Consider the following 21,473-nt stretch of genomic DNA (forward strand, 5'->3'; position numbering starts at 1 on the left):
ATGGATGGCTCTTTCCCCTTACAACGTGATCCCGATCTCGCCTCGCCGGTCACCGACGCCAATAAATGGCGCCAGGAGATTGCCGAGGCCAAACAAGGGTTGCGAGCCAAGATCAGCACCAAAGCGGCTGCGCACTACGTCGGCGTGCACCACACAACCTTGAGGGAGTGGGTGCGCGAAGGCCAAGGGCCCCAGCCCATGCAGAACCCGGCAAAGGCCGGCACGATGGCTCGAAACCAGCACCTGGGTTTCAGCTTGGACGCGCTGGACGCGTTCTTGGCCAGCCGCAGCGGTGAACCCATCACGCGCGGCAAACGCACCGACGCGGACGACGTGGTCCGCAAAGCCGAACGCATCGAAGCCTTGATCGCGCTGAAAGAGGCTGAGGACCGGTTGGCCAAGGCCCGGGCCCGGGCGCGGCGGTTGGGCGTGGTGGCTTACGCCTCGCTGGCCGACGTGCTGGAGATCCAGCCTTGGGTCACCCTGGGTGGGCGCATCGCAGGCCACGCATGGGCGGTGGACGACACCACGTTCAACGCCGCCGATGAGGACCAGTGGGAAGGAACCTTGGAAGAAGCGTTGGCCCAGCCTTGGGCAAGCACGGAGGCACGTCAGGCTTACCAGGATGCGTTTGTGGCCGTGCTCACCGGCACCGAGCAGGCCATCCAGGCCGCACGGTCGCGGCAGCTTGCCAGTGATCTGGACGAGCGGTGGGACAGCGCGAACCACGAGCCAAAGCCCGTGCGGCCGTTCGAAAAAACAAGGGGGCGGCTTTGAGCCCGCGCGATCCAGACATTCTCGGCGGGCGCCCTGGCCGGCCGTCGAAGAAGCCGAAGCCTCTGGCGTTGACAGCGGCTGAAGATGAAGAGTTTTCCAGGGCAAAGTCAGGCAAGCTGGAATGGGTCGGCCCTGGCGTGGCTGCCTACATGCTGGGCATCTCGAAGGACGCGCTGAAGAAGCGCCGGCAACGAAACGAAGGGCTGATCCCGGAATACAGGCCCGTCAAAAGCAACCGCCAAGGGGCGCAATACCGGTGGTCATCGGTGGAGCGTTGCGGCGGTGCCGAACGCATGACCCGGTCCACGTTGCCGCTGGTTCAAGCCGTGGAGCCTTACGCCGGTGCCGAATGCATTCCGCCCAACGTCTTGGCGCAACGCCTCGACGACGTCGTGGCCTTGCTGAAGAAGCTCGGCGTTGAAGGCCTGAAAAAGGACCTTGCCTGGGCTTACAACGACGCCGATCGCCTGGTGGGGTTTGCTTCGCTTCATCCACAACTGCCCGCGCGTGCGCTCACGCTGCTTGAAGCGCTGGACGCCCCGTGGGTGAGCAGCGAAGCGCGTCAGCCCTTCCACGACTGGGCCATGGGCGTGCTCCACTCCGCCGCCGAGAGCGCCGCGAAAGCCGCCGACTAAACCCCATTCCCGACTTTTTGTCGGGAAACGCATGAGTAAGGCGCACCAACGCTTCTAGGCCGTTGTCGGGACAGTTGTCCCGATAAAGCGGCGTTTTCGCATGGGTGGCCTACAGGGCCAGAACTGCAATCTCGTGTCCGTTCCGATTGGGAACGACATGCGGGATCGACATGCAGTCCAACGTTCTTCAATTCAAACTGGCCACCCGACCCAAGCGCCTGTCGGTGTCTAAGCCCACCCGGCTCACCTCCGTTTGCTACAAGGCAAGCGACAAAGCCCACACGAGCGTGGATTGGTATACCCCGCCTGCCATTGTCAAGGCGCTGGGGGGCAAGCGCGGCTTTGACCTCGATCCTTGCACGCCCGAAGATCCGTCGCGGCTGCCGGCGCCCACGGCCCGCCGAATGATCCCGCCGAGTCAGGATGGCCTGCTCACGCCGTGGCCCTCGCAAGCGTTCGTGTGGATGAACCCGCCCTACGGAAAAGGGATGGAGAAGTGGCTGAGCAAGCTGGCAAACCACCCCGGCGGCGGTATCGCCCTGGTGCCGGTCAGCATGGAGACGGGATGGATGCACGACTGCGTGCTTTCCCACCCTAACGCCACGGCGATTCTGTTGACCCGTGGGAGGCTGAAGTTTGTGCGTCCCGACGGAACCACCGGCACGGCAGCGCCGTCGGGATCATTGGTGGTGGCTTACGGCAAGCGCGCAGCAGGGCACCTTCAGCAAGCGCAAGCAAGCGGTGTGCTGCTCGGGAAGTTCTTTGCCATCCAGCGGGTAGCACAGGTGGCCAATTCCAATCAGGGGAGTGCCAACGATGAGTAATCAGACCGACGCCGCTTTGCGCATCTTTGATGGAGAGATCTCATGATGCATAAGGAAATGTCTTTGAAGATGGCCAGTAAACTGCTCAAGGCGATCCGCGAAATCCCCACGCGGCCGAACCGTCCCTGGAACGCCCGTGAGGCCATGGAATTGTTTGTCCAGCATGCCTTGGTGGGTTTAATTCTTGCGGGTAAGAAGTCGGCGCTCAATGAGCTGGATGCTTCCTTCTACGGCCCCGAACTTGGTTTTCGGACGTTGAAGGAGCACAGCCCTCCCGTGGAGCCCTTGGCTCATGCCCTCAGGGCCTACATGGAACTGGTGATCGAGTGCCGACCATTCGAAGACGTGTTGGTATGGGTGCATGCCGAGTTCTTGGCCACCAAGCGCGGAGAAGGACTTGGTCAGTTCTTTACGCCGCCAGACATGGTGGAATTGCAAGTCGCTCTTTCTCGGCATGTCAAACCTCATTCGGCAAGTCCTCGCCGCATCAGGATCCACGAGCCGGCATGCGGTGCCGGTGGGTTGCTGTTGGGTCAGATTCGTTCGCTAATGAAAGAACTTGCCACCGACACGATCGAGGTGAGTGCCATTGATTTGGATCCGTTCTGCGTGGCGATGACCGCTTTGCAGCTGCAGGCAGCCCAGGTGCTGCACTACTCCCCGCTCAAGCATGTCGATCTCTGGGTGGGAAATGCCCTGGCTGGCCCACGGAAGCTGGGTTACGCCACCAACCGGTGGAATGGAACGATGGAGGAGTTGTTGCGCCGGAAGAGGATGATGGCTGTTTAGTCAGGCGTGGTCTCTGTTCTCGCCGTAACAAGCACCCGTTACACCCGTCACAGGTGCTTGTTACGGCAGTTTGTCCAATGGATTCAATGGCTTTGCAGCGGCGAAGGCGCGTGTAACGGGTGTAACGGGTGGGTAGGTATTACTTGCAGCTGCATCAGAGATTTTGGCGTCAGAGCCAATCACTTTTTTCAAATCAATGGATCTACTTGTTACACCTGTTACACCCGTGACAAACCTTGTCTGGTCAGGGTTTCAGCCGTAACGAGGGGTGTAACAAGCACCTGTTACACCTTGGCTGAAAAGCGTGAATTGCCTCTCGTTTATGCAAAAAATGCTGTTGAGGCAACAGATACTGGTTTTAGTCAAGAAGTCGATCTGGACAAGTTCGTGGGCTCTGTTTGGATGGGGTTGTGGCCACAACGGGACCACATCACCCAGGAAACGAGCAATGACGAACTCCCCCACATCGAAGAAGGCGACGCAACCGCGAGACGAAATGTTGAAGGCGCGGGTGAGTCGAGCGTTCAAGCGGCGGCTTCAAGCGGCGGCTGATGCCCAGGGCAAGACTTCATCGGAAGCCATGCGTCAAGCGCTGGTGGAATGGATGAGTCGCGTCCAGCAGGCCGCGTAATCAACAAAAAACCCCGGCGCCAACCGGGGTTCAAAAAAACGGACAACACACACATGAACGATACAACACCAACTTCGGGTGTCAATGGGCGCCCCAGCAATGTCCTTTCCTTCCGTGGGAATGCGGCCCCCAAGGCGGCTTTTGGAGCACCAGCGCCTAAGGCAACCTTGAGCGATCAAGCATTCGAGGCCGATTTTGCCGATCACCTGAAAGCGACGGAGGAGTATGCGATCGGCGGCAAGTTGCCGGATGGCGACGACGACTGCAGCTTCTTCCGCTGGCTTCCTGAGCAAGGCTACTGGGACCGTTGCTCGGAGAAGGACATGGCGGCCAAGGCGCTTTCCTGGCTCCGATTGGAGCGCAAGGACAAGGCGAACGCAGGTCATGCAACCAGCTGCATCAACACAGCGGTGCTTGAGCTGATGGGGGATCGGAAATGCTGGTTGCCCAAGAAGTCCGATCGCAGGGCCATCGTTCCCCTCAAGGGGGGCTACCTTGAGATCGTCAAGCCTGACGAGCCGCGTTGCGCTCGCGCAGCGGCGGATGGGGAAGAGGTCTTTGATCAGGACGTTTTCTCTGCGACCTATGGACAGGGTTTGGGCCCGCGGCAAGCACTCCTGTTTCAGAACGACGAGACGCCGTCCAAGGCGCGCATTCGGGTGCTGGCGACCGCCAAGGAGCATGGAATCACTTACCAGGTCCCTGCCAAGCTGCGGCTGGAACAGGTTGACGGCGATGGCTATTACACTCCCAAGCCGCTGGATCCCAATTCGAAGTTCGGTCAATACCTGGATCTCTTTCAGCCCGACCTGGAGGTGCGTGCACTCCTTCAGGAGGCGGTGGCCAGCTCGTTGATGTCGATCTGCTTTGAGAAGGCCTTCTTCCTGGTTGGGTCGGGCAGCAATGGCAAATCCACGTTCCTCCACATCCTGCGCGCCCTTCACCCCCGCAACGTGTCGCTGCGTCTGGAGAAGCTGGACGGGACTTTTGCCATGGCCCCGTTGGTGGGCAAGAGCGCCTACATCGTCACGGAGACGCCAAAGGTCCTTGCCGCATCCATCCAGGAAGTCCTGAAAGCGCTCATTTCCCGTGACCCCATCCAAGTCGAGGCCAAGCGCAAGGACGCATACACCACGCTCCCGATCGGCACCCTGTTCGCCAGCGTCAACGCCTGGTTCACGGTTTCCGGGCATGAGCACGGGTTCTGGCGAAAGGTCCTGGCCATCCCCTTCAATGTTCGCATGGGTGAGAAGACCCATGAGGGAGCGAAGGGTGGAAATGGAAAGAAGCGTGAGCCTGACTTCCACCTTCAGATCACCGAAAGCGAGGAGGAAATGGCCCAGGTGCTGGACTGGGTGCTGGAAGGGGCGCTGCGCCTCATGGAGCGTGGCGGGTTTTCCGAAAAGCTGCCCGACGCCGTGCTGGCGCTGGCCGAGCAAAACCGAATGGAATCGGACACGACCATGGCCTACATGGCGGACCGAGACGCCTCCTACGACAGCGGTGTTTGCACCGACAAGACGGCCATTTACGCCGACTACCGCCAATACGTGTTGGAAGAGTTGGGCAAGAAGCCTGTCAACGCGGAGGACTTCTGGAAGCGCGTTCGCGAGAAATTTCCCGAGGCCGGCATCTACCAAATCTCCCATGGGGGCAAGAAGCCTCGCGTGGCCGAGATTCGAATTGGGGGGATCAAACCACTGCGGGACATGGCAGATTTGGAAACGCCTGTGTGAAGCTGTTCGCCCGAGACATCCTATTAAATGCACTCGGAAGCAGGGGTTGCTGTGGGTGCGCCACGACGACTTTCCCCTGACCACCAATGCCGGCTGGCCTGGGCCGCCAACCGGGGTGATCGGGGCGCGGTCAGGAGCGCGCGATGCTTTTCGGCCACAACCGGTTGCCGTCCAGTAAGCACCTTGCCAGGGGATGCGCTTGTGACTAAAGCGACGGCGGTCGAGGTGGCGGGTTCTTCTGAAAACTCTCCTTTCGCCGCCCCCCTTGCGTGTTTCCCGCGAAGCGGTAGAACAAAGGTTCTGATCACATAAACGGGAGGGGCCATGAACGTCAAGGCAGCGAACAGTAGGAGGTTCGGAGGTTTGTTGAGGACTGCTGGTATCAGCGTTGAAGAACTACGCGCCATTGTGGCGGCAGCTGAACTGTCTGATTTTGAAGAAATTCAAGAATTGTTTGGGAGCGCTGTTTGCAGGGACGAATTCGAGAAAGTAACGGTGTTCTTGGATGCAGGTGTGAAGCCCGGCAGTTCCGTCATGATCGAAGCCGCTAGGTCCGGACCGGCAGATACGCTCGAACGCCTCTTGTCGGCGGGTGGGGATCCAAATGCACGTGAGTGGCACCTTTCGCCGCTTTCCGAGTCCGTTAGATGGGGGGACGCGAAGAAGGTGTCTCTGCTCCTGGACGCTGGTGCAACCCCCACCGCTGCAGCGATGACCCAGGCGGCAACTCACCGAGATCCAAACATTCTCGTTCAGCTGTTGGCGGCAGGTGGGGATCCCAATGGAGGCGAGTTGAGCACTAGACCTCTCCATGTTGCCGCATTTCGCAACTTTACGGAGTCAGTGAGTATTCTTCTCGAAGCCGGTGCTGATCCGAACAAGGAAAGCAACGGAACATTCCCCCTCCACTGGGCTTGTCTGGCGGGTGGGACGGAAACAGTAGCGCTGTTGCTGGAATCCGGCGCTGATCCCCATGCGAAATGTGTCGCTGACCATTCCCCTCGCAATGGGGATTCACAATTATACGAGACTGGGCATGCCCCCATCGATCTCATCCGCTCCTATGTAACGGATGAGTTGGACGTCTTGCTGAAAGCCGGTGTCGATCCAAATCATAAGTCGGAAGTGTCGGGTCTCAGTCTCCTGCATCGCGCTGCCATGGGCGGCAGTGGCGACTTCATTGCAAAGTTGTTGGAGGCAGGTGCCGATCCAAACCATCCCAGCCGCCACGGTGATATGCCATTGCACGGTGCCGCGGAGAAGGGCAGGACGGATGTGTTGTCAACGTTGATGGCAGCTGGAGCTGATCCAAATGGGCGGGGCAACAATGGAAACTCGCCTCTGCAATACGCCGCGCGGGCGGGGTATTCTGATGTGGTTGAAGCGTTGCTGGCCGCAGGCGCTGATCCCAATCATGCCAATGAGGAAGGGCAAACCCCGCTGCATTCGGTGTGTTCATACAGGGTAAGGAATTCATACGGGGTAAGAAATATCGACACGTCGAAATTGGGTGAAACGGCAAGGTTGCTTTTGGAGGCGGGATCGGATCCCAACGCGCGCGACATCTGGGGCAGAACTCCTCTGTTTAACGCAGCCTCAGCTGCTGATGAGCATGGGAGGGTCATCCAGTCGAGTATTGAATTGGTGGAAAACCTCGTTGAAAAGGGCGCTGACATCTTGGCCAAGAATAACGACGGGAAGACCGCCTCGTTCTATGCTTTCCATCTAGAAGTCCAGGCACACCTGGTAACCGCCGAGGCCCAAGCTCGCCAACAACGGCTCGAAGTCAAGGTTCAAGAGGTTGGCGAATTGGCATCACCGAAGCGGCAATCGAGCGATGGCCCGTGCTTGATTGTGGGGGGTGACTTGTTCAACCCGCGGGAGGTGGCCAAAGCACCAGCCCCCACGGCGCTCCAGGAAGCTCCCCTCCAGCGGATGCGTTTGTGACCGGAGGTTGCCAAAACCCGACCACGTCGCAGGCTGAAGCCATGGACCATCCCGATGCCCTCCACGAATCCGCCCTCGATCGGCAGGACGCCCTGGCGGCGTCCCCCCGTTTCACCGTGCACCGAACCCCGGATGGCGTCCGTGTGCGACTCCAGGAGGGCGACGGGGACCCTAGCACTGGTTTGACCATCGATCGGGTCTTGGCGTTGCTGGAGAGCCTGCTGGAGCAGGGGCGCGCCGTCACCATTCACGATTGAAGTTTCCAGCCTAACCCCCTTGGCGTTGCCGACAGGCGCCTTTCCTTGCCTTCCAGGAGAGCCTGCCCGTGTCCGATGCCACCCCCAACGAAAGCTTCCTTCAGCGCCATTCCCGCGACGTCGTCGAGCGCTTGATCCGCCAGATGGAGGAGGGCACCGGTCCCTTCCTCAAACCTTGGGACGCCCGCGTGGACCTCGGCTTGCCCATGAACCCCACGACGGGCAAGAGCTACCGGGGCGGAAACCTGCTCCACCTGTGGGCCCTTCAGAGCGCCTGGGACACCCAGGACAACCGGTGGATGACTTACAAGCAAGCCGCGGCCGTGGGCGCTCAGGTGCGCAAAGGCGAGAAAGCCAGCGTGATTGAGTATTGGGACTGGTCGCCGGTGGAAGAGGCCAAGAAGAGCGGGGACCCCGAGCTCATCGCCAAGGCCCACCCCAAGGTCTTCTTCCCCCGGGTGTTCAACGCGATGCAAATCGATGGGTTGCCGGCACTGGTCTTGCCAGCCCCGCGGCCAGAGCCCGATATCCATCAGGCCTGCGAAGCGGTGCTCAAGGACAGCGGAGCCGAGATCCACCACGACGGGGGCAACCAAGCGTTCTACCGTCCGATGACCGACAGCATCCACTTGCCCCAGCGCAACAGCTTCCACTCGGCCAGCGGCTACTACGCCACCGCGTTGCACGAACTGGGCCACTGGACCGGCTTTCCCACCCGCCTCAACCGCGATCAGAAGGGGACTTTTGGGAGCATCGACTATGCCAAAGAGGAACTGGTCGCCGAGATCTCCAGCATGCTGATGGGCGAACGCCTGGGCATTGGCCACGACCCTACCCAGCACGCGGCTTATGTGAAGTCGTGGATCCAAATCCTCCGGGACGATCCCCGGGAGCTCTTCCGAGCCGCGGCGGCGGCCGAGCGGGTGGTGGAATTCCTGAAGGTGCCCGAGTTGGTTCGCGAGCCGCTCCCGAAGGTTGAGCGGGAGCGGCAGCTTGTGGCAGCCAACCAGCAGGAGCTTGAAAAACCTAACGGCACGAAGGTCCGCACGAAAGCGCGTGAGAAGGCCAGGCAGAGGAGCCAGGTGATGGTGGCCTGAACCCCCTTGCGCATTTCCAGAATCGATCTATGCATAGGTGAACCTACTCATGAAATGGAGGTGCACCTTGAAATCCATTGTTCTGTCCCTTGCGCTGGCGTTGTCTGCTCCGGCCGCCTTTGCTGCCGATTCCACCTCCGCTCGCCGTTACGGTTCGTCCGAGGCCCTATCCGTCCAGGATGCCCGATTGGGCGAGGTCCTGATGGTTCGCACGGTTCAACTGAAGTCCGACCAGCGGCTCAACGCTGGTTCTGCCATTGGGGCGGCCGTTGGTTATGGGGCTGCTAACCAGGTCAAGAACCGGGACTACCGCAATGCAGCCCGGGTGGCCGGTGGCGTCATCGGTGCGGTTGCCGGAACCGCTGTTCAAAAGGGCCTCAGCGGCCGCCCGGCGGTGGAGATCTACGTGCGCGACTTGTCCGATCGACGCCAGCGCGTCCTCGCGGTGGTCCAAGACGCCGACATGGACGTGCGCGAAGGTGATCGGGTGTTCCTGGTGGGGAAGGGTAAGAAGACCCGGGTGGTGCCGATGGCGCGGGTTGAAGTGTGGGATGGTGCCGAGAACGCAAGTGCGTGCGGGGTGGGCGCTTGTGGCGTGAGTTTAGGGGACATGCGCTGATGGACATCGCGAACCCCATCCTTGCTGTTCTGTTCCTTGGCGCGTTTGCCTACGTAACCGCGTTTGCGCCGATCTGGGCCGGGCACCGTTTCCGACTGGTGTGGGACGGACTGCGCCGACGACGCAAGGGAATCTCCACGGTCGTCGTTCTCAATGCTTTGGCTGGGCTGCTCAGCGTGTTGTTCTTGCTCGGAATCTGGTTGGTCTTGTTCTCAGGGGCGCAAACGGAAATCTCAGCTCCCAAAGTGGTTGTTCTACTCGCAGTTGTCCTTGTGGACGCTCTGCTCTTCCAAAAAGGGTGGAGCCGGGCAGCACTGAGAAGCCAGGGTTGAGCCGAGACCTTACCCACCGCCGCTCCGAGGTCGCCCGGATGTTTCGAGAGGGACACCGCCGGGCGGCCATCGCCCAAACCCTGGGCGTTCCGTCGCCCGTGGTGAGCGCCGACCTCGCTCACCTGGGGTTGCGTCAAAAGCCCCGGCGCCCACTGGCTGACCAACACGCCCTGGTGGTGCGCCTCCTGGAGCAGGGGAGCAACGGCCCTGCAATTGCCAAGCGCCTCGGCGTGACCCGACAGGCAGTCCACGCTTACCTGCAGGCCCATGGCCTGCTCCGAACCCAGAGGAGGATCCCATGACCGTTTTTCTGGTGGTCGTGCTGTTTAAGCTCGTCATGTTTGCGATCACCTTCGGAATCGCATGGCTGTGCGCCTCCAAGGCACGCAGCGCACGCAGCGGCTGGGAGGCGTTCCAAGCCGGCCAAGAGGACGCCCCATCCGTGGCTGCGTTGCTGTGGCGGTTGGCCCTGTTCTACGCGTGCTTGGCATTGCTGGCCTACCAACTTCAGCACCTGGTGACCGGGGTCTGGTTGGATCCTTCCAACCCATACCTGTCATCCTCGCTGGCTCTTGTCGTCTATTCGATCACGTGTGGGCTGCTTCACGGCAGCGGGCTGGCGCGGAGGCGGGCATGAGAAGCAGCCATGGCCGGGTGCGCCCAGACCCCGTCGACGCCCGCCCTCGCGACGACGGGCTGTTCCAGGGCGAAGGCACGGGCGAAGAAGCTCATCAAGAACGTGACTCATTGCTTCAAGCGCTTTACACCGAATCGCTCCATGCCCGCGGGGACGTGGACGCGATTGATCGCTTGCTCGACGCCCACCGAGAGGCGTTTGGGGATCCCGATCAAGTCGCCTATGCCCGTCAGCGAGACGGACGCCATGATCGGGCGTTGCCATTGCCGAGCGGTGGCCTGCCGTTTGGGCCGTCCATGGAGCGCTACCTGGAGGAGCATCGGTCATGGAACCCGCCGACCGCCAAAGAGGTCGCCATCGCACGTTCCAGGGGCCCTTCCTTGGTGCTAGAAGGGAAGGCGTGGCGTGCTGCAGACGACGTTGCCGAGGTTGCCGTGGAGGCGCCCAAGGACGCCCCACGGCAGCGGATGCGATGACCGCCCTATGGGGCTTGAAGCGGTGTCTTGCCCAAGCCTTTGGCGGTGCGCTTGTTATGCAGGAAACACGCGAAGAAAACTGTGTGTGTTCTTTCCAATGGCAGGATTCGGTAGGACCTTCTCTCCACCCAAAATCTTGCGGGCGATCTTCAGCGACGCGTCGTTGCCTTCGTCAACCACCGCCTCAATGACGTATCCACTCTTAAGCTTGCCCTGCATGCCGTTGGTGAACTCCATCAATGACTTCAACGCCACGGCGATGCCAAAGCCTTGCCCTCTGTAGCTTTCAAGAACCGCCCAGTCCATTTGAAACACCGGCGTGTTTGCTTCGACGCGATCGAGCAGCATGACGCAGCGGGCGATAACTTCGTTCTCGACGGTGGGGCTGATCATGACGTAAGTCAGCCTCATCATTCCAGCAGGTTGATCAGCGTGCGCAAAGATGTCTTCGTGAACCCGCCCGCGCTGGAAATCGATGTCCCCGTTCTTGGCGGCGATGGCCACCTGCCGAAGGCCTTCTTCCGCCAGCTCCGCCCCGGTCATAGGCTTGCTTGCCTGCTTTTTGAACTTGCCGAACATTCCTGTGTCCCCTGTTTGCGGTCCTTGATCACTCAATGTATCGGATCGTTTGCATCCAGGCACGTGTTTGACCACTGATTGCTCTCCTTGATTGCAATCCCCAACCGGACAGTGGCCTCTTCGACGGGGATCCTGGCTCCGCTGACGCAGCCGCAAGGGCAGGCCTCCTCCACGGTGTTCCGGCCCTTTGCTGCGCGCCTGGCAGTGCTCTCTCCCGGGTGCGGATTCGTCCAACGCTTCGCCCACCGGTCCCCACGAGGCGCATCCCGCGCCGGTGGAGAAAGCAAATGAAGCGAGCCAACGACATTCGGGCCCAATATCAGCTGGCCATGGACGAAGAGGGCATCCTCCTGGCCGCCTCGCACATCCTGGAGCGTCGCCTCCACCGCCAAGGGGCCATCACCGACCCTGCCAGCGCCAGTAGCTACCTCACCGCCCGCTGCGCGCACCTGGATCACGAAGTGTTTGGCACGGTGTTTCTAGACACCCGCCACCGCATCCTTGCCACCGAGCACCTCTTTCAAAGCACCATCGACGGGTGCGAAGTCCATCCCCGCATCGTCGCCAAGAAAGCGCTGGACCACAGCGCCGCCGCGGTCATTTTCTTTCACAACCACCCCAGCGGAAACCCCGAGCCCAGCGCGGCCGACCGCGCCATCACCGACCGCCTCAAGCAGGCCCTTGCCCTTCTCGACATCCGAGTGCTGGATCACCTGGTGATCGCGGGCACCTCGCACGTGTCGATGGCCTCACGGGGGTGGGTGTGACCACCCCCGTGGGAGAAAAAGCCTGTGCCGGAAGCCGCCGCCGGCCGCTGCGCGCCGGCATCTGAAATAGCATCCGCATGGATGAAAAGCACCAACGCCTTCGGCGCGATAAGTGATGTTAGGAAAAACTGCGGCCTTAGCTCCGCAGTTTTTGCTTTTAGTCAAAGTTTTGTCCGCTACAGCCGTGGACAAATTTTCAGGGCGATCTACCTTGAATTCAGTGGTAGGCACTGCCGCCGACCAAGACAAGAGGTGTCAAATGAGCGGAACCTTCACAGTCCACGAAACCAAGATCATCGCGTTGGGATTGAATCCCGGCTTGATTGAAGATTATGCAGCGGTCTCCTTGGAGCCCGTGAGCTTTGAAGAAGAGGACAGCCTAGGCTGGGCGACCACTTGGACCGCGGTTCATGCCGTCGAGCTCCACAACGGCGGGAAGGTCTACGTTAACGGCCGATCCTTCCACGTCACCCAAGCCAAGCCCGGTTACAAGCACTTGCTCAAGTGCTGGCGAGAAGAGCAGGGGCGGCGCGCGGACTTGCCTTATTGGGAGGCTCGGGATGGGCACTGACCTTGGCTCCTTTTCTCACCCAGGCCAAAGATGCGCCGGTTGTGATGGGTGACTCGATCCCCCGGATGAACGGACATTGGGGGGAGGGAGAGCTCGGAAAGAGTGAGAGGGCAACCGTGCTTCACGGCATCCATTTCATCAGTCCCTCGGTGGGTGGCCCGCTGTTCAATACGGTGTGGCTTCCCACGCTGGCCGACTTGCGGGCGCTGCTCGCTGACGCCGATCTCTGCAAAGCAGCCGAAACCGAGGTGGGCGCGTTCATTGACACGCGCGTTGATCCGTTGCCTCCTGAGCTCGATGAGGCCATTTACCAGCGATCGATAAGGCAGATTTCCAGCCTGCCGGATAACTATGGGATCGGCGTGGGCGTTTTTGTGACTGACGCGTTTGCGTTCGTCCTTCAGCGCATGATTCAGGAGGCAATGGCTCAGCACCGGGCGCGTGAGCTGGATCGGGTATGGGAACAGTCAGCCACCGGTGGCAAGCGCCCCAGGCTCTAACGGCTGGCTGGGTGGCCCCCTTGCGCGTTTTCAGATTCGAGGTATCGGTAAGGGGATGGCCCATTAAGGGTTACTCATCCCCACTCAATCCCTCTCAAGGAGACGATACCCATGACACGCAAGACCTTCCTTCGCGCCCTGCTGCCCGTCGCCCTGGCTTCGCTGGCCCTGCCTGCGTTCGCCGCCGACACCACCGCAGACCTGACTATTCAGGGCACCCTGACCAACACCTGCAACTTGTCCGTTTCTCCGGTCACGGACATGGATTGGTCGGGCACTTCTGACAACTCCACCCGAACCTCTGCGTTGAGCATCGTGTGCAACCAGGGAACCACTTACTCCATTTCCCCAGGACAGGGACAGAACTTCGGAGCGTTGGCGGGTTACGAGACCTACCGCGCCGTGAGCAACGGTTCGGGTGCCTTCATTCCGTATGGGTTGTTCAAGGACATTCCCGGCACCCAGGCATGGGGCGATGATGCCGATGCGTTCGCGGGCACGGGTAACGGTGCTGTGCAAACCCACGAATTCGCGTTGAAGTTCTTCGCCCTCAAGCAGGCCGTGGGTGGCAACTACACCGATACGGTCACCGTCACCGCCACTTACAACTGATTACAACTGATCCCCATCGGTTGTCCCGAAGCCCCCGGTTCGCGCTGGGGGCTTTTTGTTGTCGAAAAGATGAGTAGGTATGGGTTGACGTAATAGCATTCTGATCTAGCTTGAAAGGAGACCCCCAAAGGAGATCCCATGACCCATTCCCAACGCTCCCTGGCCGCGGTCGCTGCGTCCTTGCTGTCCTTTTCGGTGTCCGCCGGTTCCATCTCCGTGGGCCCCACCACCCTGATGGCCGATACCTCGGCCAAGCACGTCGCCGTGACGCTGCACAACAGCGGCGACGCGTCGGTGCGTTACCAGGTGAAAGCCGTGGGGTGGGATCAGGCCACAGGGCAGAACGTGTTTTCACCCACCACGGAGATCGTGGGGGCGCCCACCTTTGTGAACGTCCCGCCCCAATCCAAGCGCACCGTTCGGTTGATGCGGGTGGGCGCGCTGGGCGAGCGGCGCTACTACCGCGTGCTGCTGATGCAGCTCAAAGACCCCAACGCCCAGGGCGTCCAGTTGCTGGTCAACCAGGACTTGCCCGTGGCCTTTGAAGCCGCCAACGCGCCCGTCCCCAAGGTGACCGTCCAAGCGGTGCCCAATGGATACCGCTTGACGAATCACGGCCAGACCGCCGCCCGCGTTTCGTCCATCGGCCCGGCCGGTGGCAAGCCGTGGCGCGAGGGTGCATTGGGCTGGACGCTGCCGGGGGCTTCGATGACCTACGAGACCCAACCCGGCCAGCGCGCTGAAAACCTTTCAATCACCGTCAACGGCCAGCCCGTCACCGTCCCTGTGGGGCGGTGATCCATGCGTGGCCGGGCCCTGGCCTTGGTGTTGCTGGCTGCATCGTCGGCCAGCGCAGCGGTGCCCGACGGCGTGGCGCCCGCGTTCCTGGTGCCGGTCATCGGCGGCAAGGCCAAGGCGGAACCGCTCACGTTCTGGCAGCAAGGCGGTCAGTGGTTCGCCGAGCCGGCCACGTGGCGCGAGGTCGGGCTCCAACTTCCCCCGGGTCAAACGGAGCCGATGAGCGCCCAAGCGTTGGGTGTGGGCTTTGTTGTGGACGAGGCCACCGCGACGGTCGCCCTGGATCTGCCGGCCGATCGGCTCAAGGCCCAACGCGTGGCCCGTGATCGCACCGAGCGCGGACCCATCGCGCCGCCCGCTCCTGGGGTGCTGGTGAACTACAGCGTGGCCGGCATGGTGTCCGAGCAACAGCAGGCGTTCTCGCTGGGCCACGAGGTCCGCAAGGCGGGGCGTTGGGGCGTGATCAGCACCAGCGGGCAGGTCAACACCGACACGGCCGGCACCGGCTACGTTCGCGGCGTGACGCGCTGGCAGAAAGATGATCCCAACCGCTTGGTGACCTACCAAGCCGGCGATGTGTTCGCTGGTCCGTCCTCCTCGCCGGTCAACCTGGGCGGGGTGCGCGTGGCCAAGGACCCGCGGGCGTTGGACCCGTTGACGCCCACGTATCCGGTCCCGATGCTCGGCGGCGTGGCGCTCGATCCGGCCACGGTCGAGGTCTTGGCCAACCGCGCCCGCGTGCTGCAAGGCCGGGTGGGGAAAGGGCCGTTCACCGCCGATGGCAGCGCCTTGGGCACCGGAGCACAGCAAACCCAAGTGGTCGTGCGAGACCCTTACGGCCGCGAAACGGTGGTGAGCGATCAGCGCTTCTACGTCGCCCCCACGTTGCTCCGCAAAGGGCTCACCACTTGGGAGGTCGCGGCCGGCCGGGTGCGGCAAGGGGAGAGCGATTACGGGACGTTGGGCGCGACCGGGTCGGTGGCTTGGGGCCTCAACGACCGGTGGACCCTGCGCGGCACCGCCCAAACCTCAACGGACGGGAAGGCCAACGTGGCGTTGGGGGCCACGACGGTGCTCGGCACCTATGGCACGCTGGACATGGAACTAGGCACCTCCACGCGAGGCGGCCAACGGCAGGCCGTGGCCTACGACTACCGCGGCCCGAGGTTTGGCGTGCGCCTGGAGCACGAGCGCCAGCAGGACTATTGGCGCCTGCGCGCCCCCGGTGCGGTGGAGGTGGAGCAGCGCACCCGGGGTTCGGTGTTCTGGCGGCCCACGCCCCAGTGGTCCCTTCGGGCCAGCTATTCGGACGTGCGCACGCCACGCTTTCGCACCGCTTACGCCGACGCCGGGCTGACCTGGCGTGGCAACGGGCACACCGTGGCCGTCTCCGCCTTGCGCGATCTGGAGCGCAAGGAAACCCGGGTGGAGGTGGGCTACAGCTACGATTTCGGCCGGGGCAAGGGCGTGAGCGTTAGGGCCCGGCAAGCCCCGGATGCCACGGCCTGGGCCGTCCAAGGACGCGCCCGCCCCACGGTCTTTGGAACCCCGGTGGGCTTGTCCTTGTCGGTAGACGAGGGAGCGGCTGGCCAGACGGCCCGGGCCAACGCCAACTGGACCACCCGGGCAGGGTGGGCTCAGATCAACGCCGAGCACGGGCCCAGCAGCACTTGGACTTCCGGTTCGATGGCCGGTGCCGTCCACCTGGACCGCCAAGGCGTGACGTTCCTGGGCCCGGCCGAATCCTTCGCCGTGGTGGACGTGCCCGGCCAAGCCGGGGTGCCGGTGAGGGTGGGTGGCCGCTTGGTGGGGAAGACCAACGCCCAGGGCCGCCTGGTGGTGGGCGAGGTGACCCCGATGGTCCCCACCGAAGTCCGAGTGGACGATCGGGCCTTGCCGCTGGGCACCCAGTTGGCCGAGATCGAGCAAACCGCCACCGCGGGCCGCCAAGCTGGCATGCACCTCACCTTCCCGGTCCTGACCGAGACCGCGCGAACTTTCCGCCTCACTGGCCCGGCCATCGAAGCGGGCACCGCGGCCAAGACAGCGACCGAAACCACCCAGGTGGGTTACGACGGGGTGCTCTACCTGGAGCAGCCGCGCCCCAGCCAGACGGTGGAGGTGGAAGGGGTCTGCAAGGCCCAGCTGCCTGCGGACCTTGGGGCTGCGCAAACGGTGGCTGAGGTGGCTTGCCGGTGAGTGGGAAAAGCGCTGTCTGCGCAGTGCGAGTTGGATGGCACAGATGGTCCCCTAGCGCCTTCGTTGCAGCTCAACGGTTTGCGGGTCCTACATCCATGCGCGGAGGGGCTAACTTGCTGATTGTATTGGTCGAGGCGAAAATGGCGAAGGGGATGAGTTGCGACCTTTCGGAGGCGCAACGGCTGTGCGGCGGCGCAGCCCATGAGACGGAGTTCGGGTATGTTCCGAAGCGTCGTCCTAGGGCTTTTTCAGCGCATAGGCTTCCCATGGCCCTAAGGGGCCATTTTTGCGGCTGGTCCGCGATCGAAGAACACAAGGTAATCAGATGAAATACGAAGAGCTGTCCAGGGCAGCGCTCATCAAGCTGCTGCAAGAGCACGATGCCGAACGCGCTGAAGCAGGGAGAGATGGCATCGTCTTGAACTACAGTGGGCGCACAGCTCCTTGGCAGATCGTTCGTCAGGTCAAGCCTCGGATGTTTGACTTCAACAAGCGCGCTTCCGTGGGCAGCGCTGAGGAGGAGTGCGTTAACGAACTCTGGGATGGCGAGAATCTCGCCACCATGGTCACGCTTTACAAGTATCGTGGCCAAGTAGATCTGGTGCTGACGGACCCGCCATACAACACCGGCGAGGACTTCCGTTACAACGACAAGTGGGACAAAGATCCCAACGACCCGGATATGGGCGATTTGGTGGCCAAAGACGATGGTTCGCGCCACAGCAAGTGGCTGCGATTCATGACGCCTCGTCTTTGGATGATGCGAGAAATGCTCAAGCCTGGTGGCGTCATCGCCATCTGTATCGATCATCGAGAACTCTACAGGCTGGGGATGCTGATGGATGAGATTTTCCACGAGGAGAATCGCATTGGCATCATCAATTGGCAAAAGTCATACTCTCCCAAGAGCGACGTAGGTGGAAAGAAGGGCGGCCTCTCTACCGCGACGGAATACGTTCTTGTCTATGCGAAGGATATTGAGCGGGCGAAGACTGGGCTTCTCGACCGAACTGAGAAGATGAATTCGCGCTATCGAAATGACGATGGTGATCCGGAAGGGGATTGGACTGCTGCTGACGCCACTGCCCCCGAGTATCGAACGACCGGAACCTACGCCATTCAATCGCCTTTCACAGGAAAGCTCTACTACCCCACAAGAGGACACTGGGTCTTCGAACGAGCCGAAATGAAGCGCCTGCTCCAAGGCTGGGGTAGTCAATACGTGTCCCACAAATTGGATGACGAGTGCGAGGCGAGCGCTCTTGTAATCAAAGGGTGTGCCTTTGCAAATGGCGAGCCGGTCTCTGATCAGGTATGCCTTGAGCGTGCAAGAGAAAAGGCGTTTGCTATTCGGAATGGAAGTGTCTGGCCGGGTCTCGTTTTCACGGATGGCGGTGAAGGTGGGCCTCGAGCAAAAAAACACCTTGCCAAAGTGAAGAAGGGTAAAGTGCCGCTCACATACTGGGCGAATGAGGACTATGAAGGTCTTCTAGACTTGGGCGTCCAATCATGGGACCACGCCGAATCCGGCCATAGCCAGGCTGGCATCAATGAGCTGGATTCTATTGTGGGCAAAGGTCATGGGTTCCGAACCGTGAAACCCTTGCGTCTGATGAAGAAGATTATTCAGATTTGGTGCAAGCCGGACGGAATCGTGTTGGATCCCTTTGCTGGCTCTGGCACCACGGCAAATGCGGTGTTGGAACTCAACAAGGAATCCGACGCCAACCGCCGCTTTATTCTTGTAGAGCAGGGCAATGACGAGAAGGGCGATCACTACGCCAAGACCCTTACGGCTGACCGCATCCGGCGCGTGATCACTGGGAAGTGGAAGTCTGGGGATCGTGAGCCGTTGGGTGGAGGCTTCCGCTACTTCACGCTTAAGCGTGAAAAAGTGGACGCCAACGGCGTGAATGCCCTGGCGCGCGAAGAAATGATGGATCTCCTTTTGGTCAGCTATTGGGATCGCAATGACAAGGCCAAATCCTATCTTCGTAGGTTGCCTGTCGGCGGGCACAAGCACCTCTTTGCTGTGAATAGCCGCAATGAAGGCTTCTTCTTGGTCTGGAGCGCTCCAGATCAGCCCTCCATCCTGACGCGGACTGTGTTCAAAGAGATTGTGCAAGAAGCAAAGGCGGTCGGTTTGGCGGGGCGTTATCACGTCTACGCCGCTTTGGCGCCCTACACGGGCAGCGACATCGAGTTCTATCAGATCCCGGACAAAGTTCTGGAGCACATTGGCTTTAACGCCCGCGCGGACGCTTACAACAACGATGGTGGCATGGATGCAGATTGAGCTGAAACCGTTCCAGGTGCGTGCAGCCCAGCAAATCGCTGGCCGATACGCCTTCTTTGCCGGCCACCCTTACCGGCCGGTCTACAAGGGCAAGCTTCCTCGTCCGTTCTATCAGGCGCTGTCGGCAATCACGGGCGCCGGTAAAACACCGGTGCTGGCCGAGGCCGTCACGTTGATGCGCATGCACATGGGCGTTGAGCCCATCGTGTTCTGGATGAGCAAAGCCAAGTCGGTTGTCCAGCAGACCTATACAAATTTTTCCGGTGGCGGAAAGTATGCCGAGATCGTTGACGATTTCCGTGTCATCCGGGCGGCACAGCTGGAACCCAACCTGATCTCGGATGGGAGTTCTCCCCTCATCGTGATGGCCACGACCGGGCTGTTCAACAACAAAGAGCAGGCCGATGGCGCGCTGAACATCTACAAGAAGGATCAAGACCTGTTCGGTGACCAATCGCCCTGGGAGCGATTGATCGCCCGTGATGCCGGTGGGGTTCGGCGGCCGTTGATCATCGTCTACGATGAAGGTCACAATCTGTCCGAACAGCAGACCCAGATCTTGGCCGAACTGGAGCCGGAGGCCTACCTCTTGGCCAGCGCGACGCTCAAGCTGCCCTTGAACTTTGCTAAAACCGTGCTGGCTCCCCAGGAAAGCTGGGTCGATGAGGCGGGCGAGGATGAAGCCAGTCTTGAGCGTTTTGCGCTGTTGGCAGCGGTTGACGGGAAGGGCGCTGCCGACGCCACTGCATTTGCCATCACCGCGGTGGACAGCAACGCGGTCATCAAGGCTGAGCTGATCAAGACTTCCATTCAGTTCGACGGCACCACCGCGCCGATGGAACGTTGCTTGGACGATCTCCATGATCGGCTCCAACTGATTGAGCAGGAAATTCAGGGTCGGGCGCTGGGGTTCACACCGAAGGCCATCTATGTGTGCAAGACCAACATCACCGACGACGGTGATAAGGACGATCACACCAAGCCCTTTGAACACCGCAATGCTCCGCCGATCCGCATCTGGCGCTATCTGGTTGAGCAGAAGAAGGTGGACCCGGCCAAGGTGGCCATTTACGCCGACCTGAAATTCGCCGATGGCAACAAGCCCGACGCAGTGAATTTGTTCTCGAAGGGCGAGAGCGATTTTGACGAATTTCAGGCCGGCGACTTTCAGCACATCATTTTCAACCAAGGTTTGCAGGAAGGTTGGGACGATCCTGCTTGCTACCTTGGCTACATCGATAAGTCGATGGGTTCTCAGATCAAGGTTGAGCAGATCATTGGCCGCGTTCTGCGCCAATTCGACGCCAAGCATTACGATTCACCGTTGCTCAACAGCGCCCATTTCTTCTTGCGTGTGGACAAGAAGAACGTGTTCACCGAATCGATCGAGGCCGTGCGGGCCAAGCTCCAAGAATCTGGAGCAGCCATTGAGATCGTTCATACCTATGGCGGTGGGGAGGGCGGTTCAGAAGATCTCGGCCCCAAAGAGGGGGTTTCAGTGCTCCTTCATCAGGTCCATGCGGACGCCGACGACGCAGTGGGTGCCATTGCCCAGTTGGTAGCGCAGTTCCCCACCTTTAAGGAAGGAGAGATCGATACTCAGGGCGACGCACACAGCAAGACCGAGACGGTGGACATCTCTGACTTGGCCAAGGAGATCGGCCACGACTGGACGGCCAGTGGGCACGCGAACCGGGTGCGCCTGCGTTGGCTGGTGAGCAACGCCATCCGTGGGCGCTCTAGGGCCGCATTGGCCGTGGTAGACCTAAAGGCTTCCAAGTTTGACGTGAGGGTGGAAGCCGGTAGCAACGCCGCAGCTGCAGCTGACACCCTGGCTAGGGAGATCGTGTCCACCTACTACCAGCTGACCTCGCTGGTGTATGAATCTGAGCTGGAGTTCACGTTCTCGACCATGCGCGTGCCGAAGAAGGCGCAGGCCTTCGAGAACGGCCTCTATCCGCGATACGCAGGCCTCAACAAGTTTGAAGCCCCGTTCGCCGCCGCCTTGGACAAGGCCGGACACACATGGCACCGGAACCCGAGCAATGGGGGCTTCCGTATTCCGCTGTTGTCGGAGGGGGACAGTGCCTCCTTCTCACCGGACTTCCTAGTCTGGAAGGGCAAGTATGTGTTCTGCCTGGACACCAAGGGCTCGCACCTGCTCACCGATGCCGTGGCTCGCAAGCTGTTCGATATCCAAGATGAGGGGGCGACCAAACTGTTGACCCGCTTTATTTCCGAGGGCAAGCAAACCGCGATCGGTGGCAAGGCAACAAAGGATGGCTACACCGTATGGAAGATGAAGAACGGGTCGCCCACTCCGATCCATGTGTCTAATCTCGATCAAGCCGTGAAGGAATGTTTGAAGGCTTGACAGACTGACTCTAGACATCT

At 60.9% G+C, this 21,473-nt stretch carries 23 protein-coding genes; 22 read left to right on the forward strand and 1 reads right to left on the reverse strand.

Annotated features, from left to right (window positions below; translation table 11 throughout):
• The 14 genes from CR156_RS03245 to CR156_RS22645 all read left to right on the forward strand — a co-directional run bounded on the left by CR156_RS03245 (position 1) and on the right by CR156_RS22645 (position 10,757).
• Positions 1 to 777, forward strand: a complete 777-nt coding sequence (locus tag CR156_RS03245) for a helix-turn-helix transcriptional regulator (protein ID WP_100551889.1) — start codon at positions 1 to 3, stop codon at positions 775 to 777.
• Entirely contained in the window at positions 774 to 1,412 is a 639-nt protein-coding gene (locus CR156_RS03250) for a hypothetical protein (RefSeq protein ID WP_133120040.1), read from the forward strand. The genes CR156_RS03245 and CR156_RS03250 overlap by 4 nt, the downstream gene beginning before the upstream one ends.
• A 170-nt stretch (positions 1,413 to 1,582) precedes the next feature.
• The gene (locus CR156_RS03255) at positions 1,583 to 2,236 is read left to right on the forward strand and encodes a DNA N-6-adenine-methyltransferase (protein ID WP_065178077.1); all 654 of its coding nucleotides are present in this window, start codon (positions 1,583 to 1,585) and stop codon (positions 2,234 to 2,236) included.
• 42 nt (positions 2,237 to 2,278) lie between these two features.
• Positions 2,279 to 3,025, forward strand: a complete 747-nt coding sequence (locus tag CR156_RS03260) for an N-6 DNA methylase (RefSeq protein WP_065178076.1) — start codon at positions 2,279 to 2,281, stop codon at positions 3,023 to 3,025.
• A 291-nt stretch (positions 3,026 to 3,316) separates the two neighbouring features.
• Positions 3,317 to 3,577, forward strand: a complete 261-nt coding sequence (locus CR156_RS22640) for a hypothetical protein (RefSeq protein ID WP_133120041.1) — start codon at positions 3,317 to 3,319, stop codon at positions 3,575 to 3,577.
• The gene (locus CR156_RS23365) at positions 3,522 to 3,656 is read left to right on the forward strand and encodes a ribbon-helix-helix protein, CopG family (RefSeq protein WP_223224649.1); all 135 of its coding nucleotides are present in this window, start codon (positions 3,522 to 3,524) and stop codon (positions 3,654 to 3,656) included. Before CR156_RS22640 ends, CR156_RS23365 begins: the two co-directional genes overlap by 56 nt.
• 53 nt (positions 3,657 to 3,709) lie before the next feature.
• Positions 3,710 to 5,392: a DNA primase family protein gene (locus CR156_RS03270; RefSeq protein ID WP_133120042.1), complete on the forward strand. Its 1,683-nt coding sequence runs from the start codon at positions 3,710 to 3,712 to the stop codon at positions 5,390 to 5,392.
• A 324-nt stretch (positions 5,393 to 5,716) separates the two neighbouring features.
• A complete protein-coding gene (locus tag CR156_RS03275) occupies positions 5,717 to 7,339 on the forward strand; it encodes an ankyrin repeat domain-containing protein (protein WP_100551892.1) in 1,623 nt (540 codons plus the stop codon).
• A gap of 41 nt (positions 7,340 to 7,380) precedes the next feature.
• Positions 7,381 to 7,596, forward strand: coding sequence for a hypothetical protein (locus CR156_RS03280; protein WP_100551893.1), 216 nt, complete (start codon positions 7,381 to 7,383; stop codon positions 7,594 to 7,596).
• A 68-nt stretch (positions 7,597 to 7,664) separates the two neighbouring features.
• Entirely contained in the window at positions 7,665 to 8,693 is a 1,029-nt protein-coding gene (locus CR156_RS03285; protein ID WP_100551894.1) for an ArdC family protein, read from the forward strand.
• A gap of 67 nt (positions 8,694 to 8,760) precedes the next feature.
• Complete coding sequence (locus CR156_RS03290; RefSeq protein ID WP_165780965.1) at positions 8,761 to 9,312, forward strand: outer membrane lipoprotein; 552 nt, start codon at positions 8,761 to 8,763, stop codon at positions 9,310 to 9,312.
• Positions 9,312 to 9,644: a hypothetical protein gene (locus CR156_RS03295; protein WP_024956729.1), complete on the forward strand. Its 333-nt coding sequence runs from the start codon at positions 9,312 to 9,314 to the stop codon at positions 9,642 to 9,644. The genes CR156_RS03290 and CR156_RS03295 overlap by 1 nt, the downstream gene beginning before the upstream one ends.
• 298 nt (positions 9,645 to 9,942) lie before the next feature.
• On the forward strand, positions 9,943 to 10,281 hold the full coding sequence (locus CR156_RS03305) for a hypothetical protein (RefSeq protein ID WP_100551896.1): 339 nt from the start codon (positions 9,943 to 9,945) through the stop codon (positions 10,279 to 10,281).
• The gene (locus tag CR156_RS22645) at positions 10,278 to 10,757 is read left to right on the forward strand and encodes a hypothetical protein (protein ID WP_133120044.1); all 480 of its coding nucleotides are present in this window, start codon (positions 10,278 to 10,280) and stop codon (positions 10,755 to 10,757) included. The genes CR156_RS03305 and CR156_RS22645 overlap by 4 nt, the downstream gene beginning before the upstream one ends.
• A gap of 54 nt (positions 10,758 to 10,811) precedes the next feature.
• Here the strand turns inward: CR156_RS22645 and CR156_RS03315 are convergent, their stop codons facing one another.
• Positions 10,812 to 11,336 (reverse strand): GNAT family N-acetyltransferase, encoded by a 525-nt coding sequence (locus CR156_RS03315; RefSeq protein ID WP_088475505.1) that lies wholly within the window; start codon positions 11,334 to 11,336, stop codon positions 10,812 to 10,814.
• Positions 11,337 to 11,623: 287 nt separating this feature from the next.
• On the opposite strand from CR156_RS03315, the gene CR156_RS03320 reads away from it, so the two are divergent.
• The 8 genes from CR156_RS03320 to CR156_RS03355 all read left to right on the forward strand — a co-directional run bounded on the left by CR156_RS03320 (position 11,624) and on the right by CR156_RS03355 (position 21,453).
• Positions 11,624 to 12,103 (forward strand): JAB domain-containing protein, encoded by a 480-nt coding sequence (locus CR156_RS03320; RefSeq protein ID WP_100551898.1) that lies wholly within the window; start codon positions 11,624 to 11,626, stop codon positions 12,101 to 12,103.
• A gap of 259 nt (positions 12,104 to 12,362) precedes the next feature.
• Positions 12,363 to 12,674 (forward strand): hypothetical protein, encoded by a 312-nt coding sequence (locus CR156_RS03325; RefSeq protein ID WP_100551899.1) that lies wholly within the window; start codon positions 12,363 to 12,365, stop codon positions 12,672 to 12,674.
• Between the two features lie 2 nt (positions 12,675 to 12,676).
• On the forward strand, positions 12,677 to 13,174 hold the full coding sequence (locus CR156_RS03330; RefSeq protein ID WP_133120045.1) for a hypothetical protein: 498 nt from the start codon (positions 12,677 to 12,679) through the stop codon (positions 13,172 to 13,174).
• 111 nt (positions 13,175 to 13,285) lie between these two features.
• Entirely contained in the window at positions 13,286 to 13,786 is a 501-nt protein-coding gene (locus tag CR156_RS03335; RefSeq protein WP_088475686.1) for a Csu type fimbrial protein, read from the forward strand.
• Between the two features lie 138 nt (positions 13,787 to 13,924).
• Complete coding sequence (locus tag CR156_RS03340) at positions 13,925 to 14,584, forward strand: fimbrial biogenesis chaperone (RefSeq protein WP_088475685.1); 660 nt, start codon at positions 13,925 to 13,927, stop codon at positions 14,582 to 14,584.
• A 3-nt stretch (positions 14,585 to 14,587) separates the two neighbouring features.
• The gene (locus CR156_RS03345) at positions 14,588 to 16,783 is read left to right on the forward strand and encodes a fimbria/pilus outer membrane usher protein (protein WP_100551900.1); all 2,196 of its coding nucleotides are present in this window, start codon (positions 14,588 to 14,590) and stop codon (positions 16,781 to 16,783) included.
• Between the two features lie 325 nt (positions 16,784 to 17,108).
• Positions 17,109 to 19,079 (forward strand): site-specific DNA-methyltransferase, encoded by a 1,971-nt coding sequence (locus CR156_RS03350; protein WP_099596796.1) that lies wholly within the window; start codon positions 17,109 to 17,111, stop codon positions 19,077 to 19,079.
• Positions 19,069 to 21,453, forward strand: coding sequence for a DEAD/DEAH box helicase family protein (locus tag CR156_RS03355; RefSeq protein ID WP_165780966.1), 2,385 nt, complete (start codon positions 19,069 to 19,071; stop codon positions 21,451 to 21,453). Before CR156_RS03350 ends, CR156_RS03355 begins: the two co-directional genes overlap by 11 nt.
• The last annotated feature ends 20 nt before the right edge of the window (positions 21,454 to 21,473 follow it).

The organism is Stenotrophomonas lactitubi (assembly GCF_002803515.1).
Taxonomy (GTDB): Bacteria; Pseudomonadota; Gammaproteobacteria; order Xanthomonadales; family Xanthomonadaceae; genus Stenotrophomonas; species Stenotrophomonas lactitubi.

Coding starts and splice junctions, on each gene's coding strand:
- CR156_RS03245 (WP_100551889.1), top strand. CDS start 1: ATGGATGGCTCTTTCCCCTTACAACGTGATCCCGATCTCGCCTCGCCG.
- CR156_RS03255 (WP_065178077.1), top strand. CDS start 1,583: ATGCAGTCCAACGTTCTTCAATTCAAACTGGCCACCCGACCCAAGCGC.
- CR156_RS03260 (WP_065178076.1), top strand. CDS start 2,279: ATGATGCATAAGGAAATGTCTTTGAAGATGGCCAGTAAACTGCTCAAG.
- CR156_RS23365 (WP_223224649.1), top strand. CDS start 3,522: ATGTTGAAGGCGCGGGTGAGTCGAGCGTTCAAGCGGCGGCTTCAAGCG.
- CR156_RS03270 (WP_133120042.1), top strand. CDS start 3,710: ATGAACGATACAACACCAACTTCGGGTGTCAATGGGCGCCCCAGCAAT.
- CR156_RS03275 (WP_100551892.1), top strand. CDS start 5,717: ATGAACGTCAAGGCAGCGAACAGTAGGAGGTTCGGAGGTTTGTTGAGG.
- CR156_RS03280 (WP_100551893.1), top strand. CDS start 7,381: ATGGACCATCCCGATGCCCTCCACGAATCCGCCCTCGATCGGCAGGAC.
- CR156_RS03295 (WP_024956729.1), top strand. CDS start 9,312: ATGGACATCGCGAACCCCATCCTTGCTGTTCTGTTCCTTGGCGCGTTT.
- CR156_RS03305 (WP_100551896.1), top strand. CDS start 9,943: ATGACCGTTTTTCTGGTGGTCGTGCTGTTTAAGCTCGTCATGTTTGCG.
- CR156_RS22645 (WP_133120044.1), top strand. CDS start 10,278: ATGAGAAGCAGCCATGGCCGGGTGCGCCCAGACCCCGTCGACGCCCGC.
- CR156_RS03315 (WP_088475505.1), bottom strand. CDS start 11,336: ATGTTCGGCAAGTTCAAAAAGCAGGCAAGCAAGCCTATGACCGGGGCG.
- CR156_RS03320 (WP_100551898.1), top strand. CDS start 11,624: ATGAAGCGAGCCAACGACATTCGGGCCCAATATCAGCTGGCCATGGAC.
- CR156_RS03325 (WP_100551899.1), top strand. CDS start 12,363: ATGAGCGGAACCTTCACAGTCCACGAAACCAAGATCATCGCGTTGGGA.
- CR156_RS03335 (WP_088475686.1), top strand. CDS start 13,286: ATGACACGCAAGACCTTCCTTCGCGCCCTGCTGCCCGTCGCCCTGGCT.
- CR156_RS03340 (WP_088475685.1), top strand. CDS start 13,925: ATGACCCATTCCCAACGCTCCCTGGCCGCGGTCGCTGCGTCCTTGCTG.
- CR156_RS03345 (WP_100551900.1), top strand. CDS start 14,588: ATGCGTGGCCGGGCCCTGGCCTTGGTGTTGCTGGCTGCATCGTCGGCC.
- CR156_RS03350 (WP_099596796.1), top strand. CDS start 17,109: ATGAAATACGAAGAGCTGTCCAGGGCAGCGCTCATCAAGCTGCTGCAA.
- CR156_RS03355 (WP_165780966.1), top strand. CDS start 19,069: ATGCAGATTGAGCTGAAACCGTTCCAGGTGCGTGCAGCCCAGCAAATC.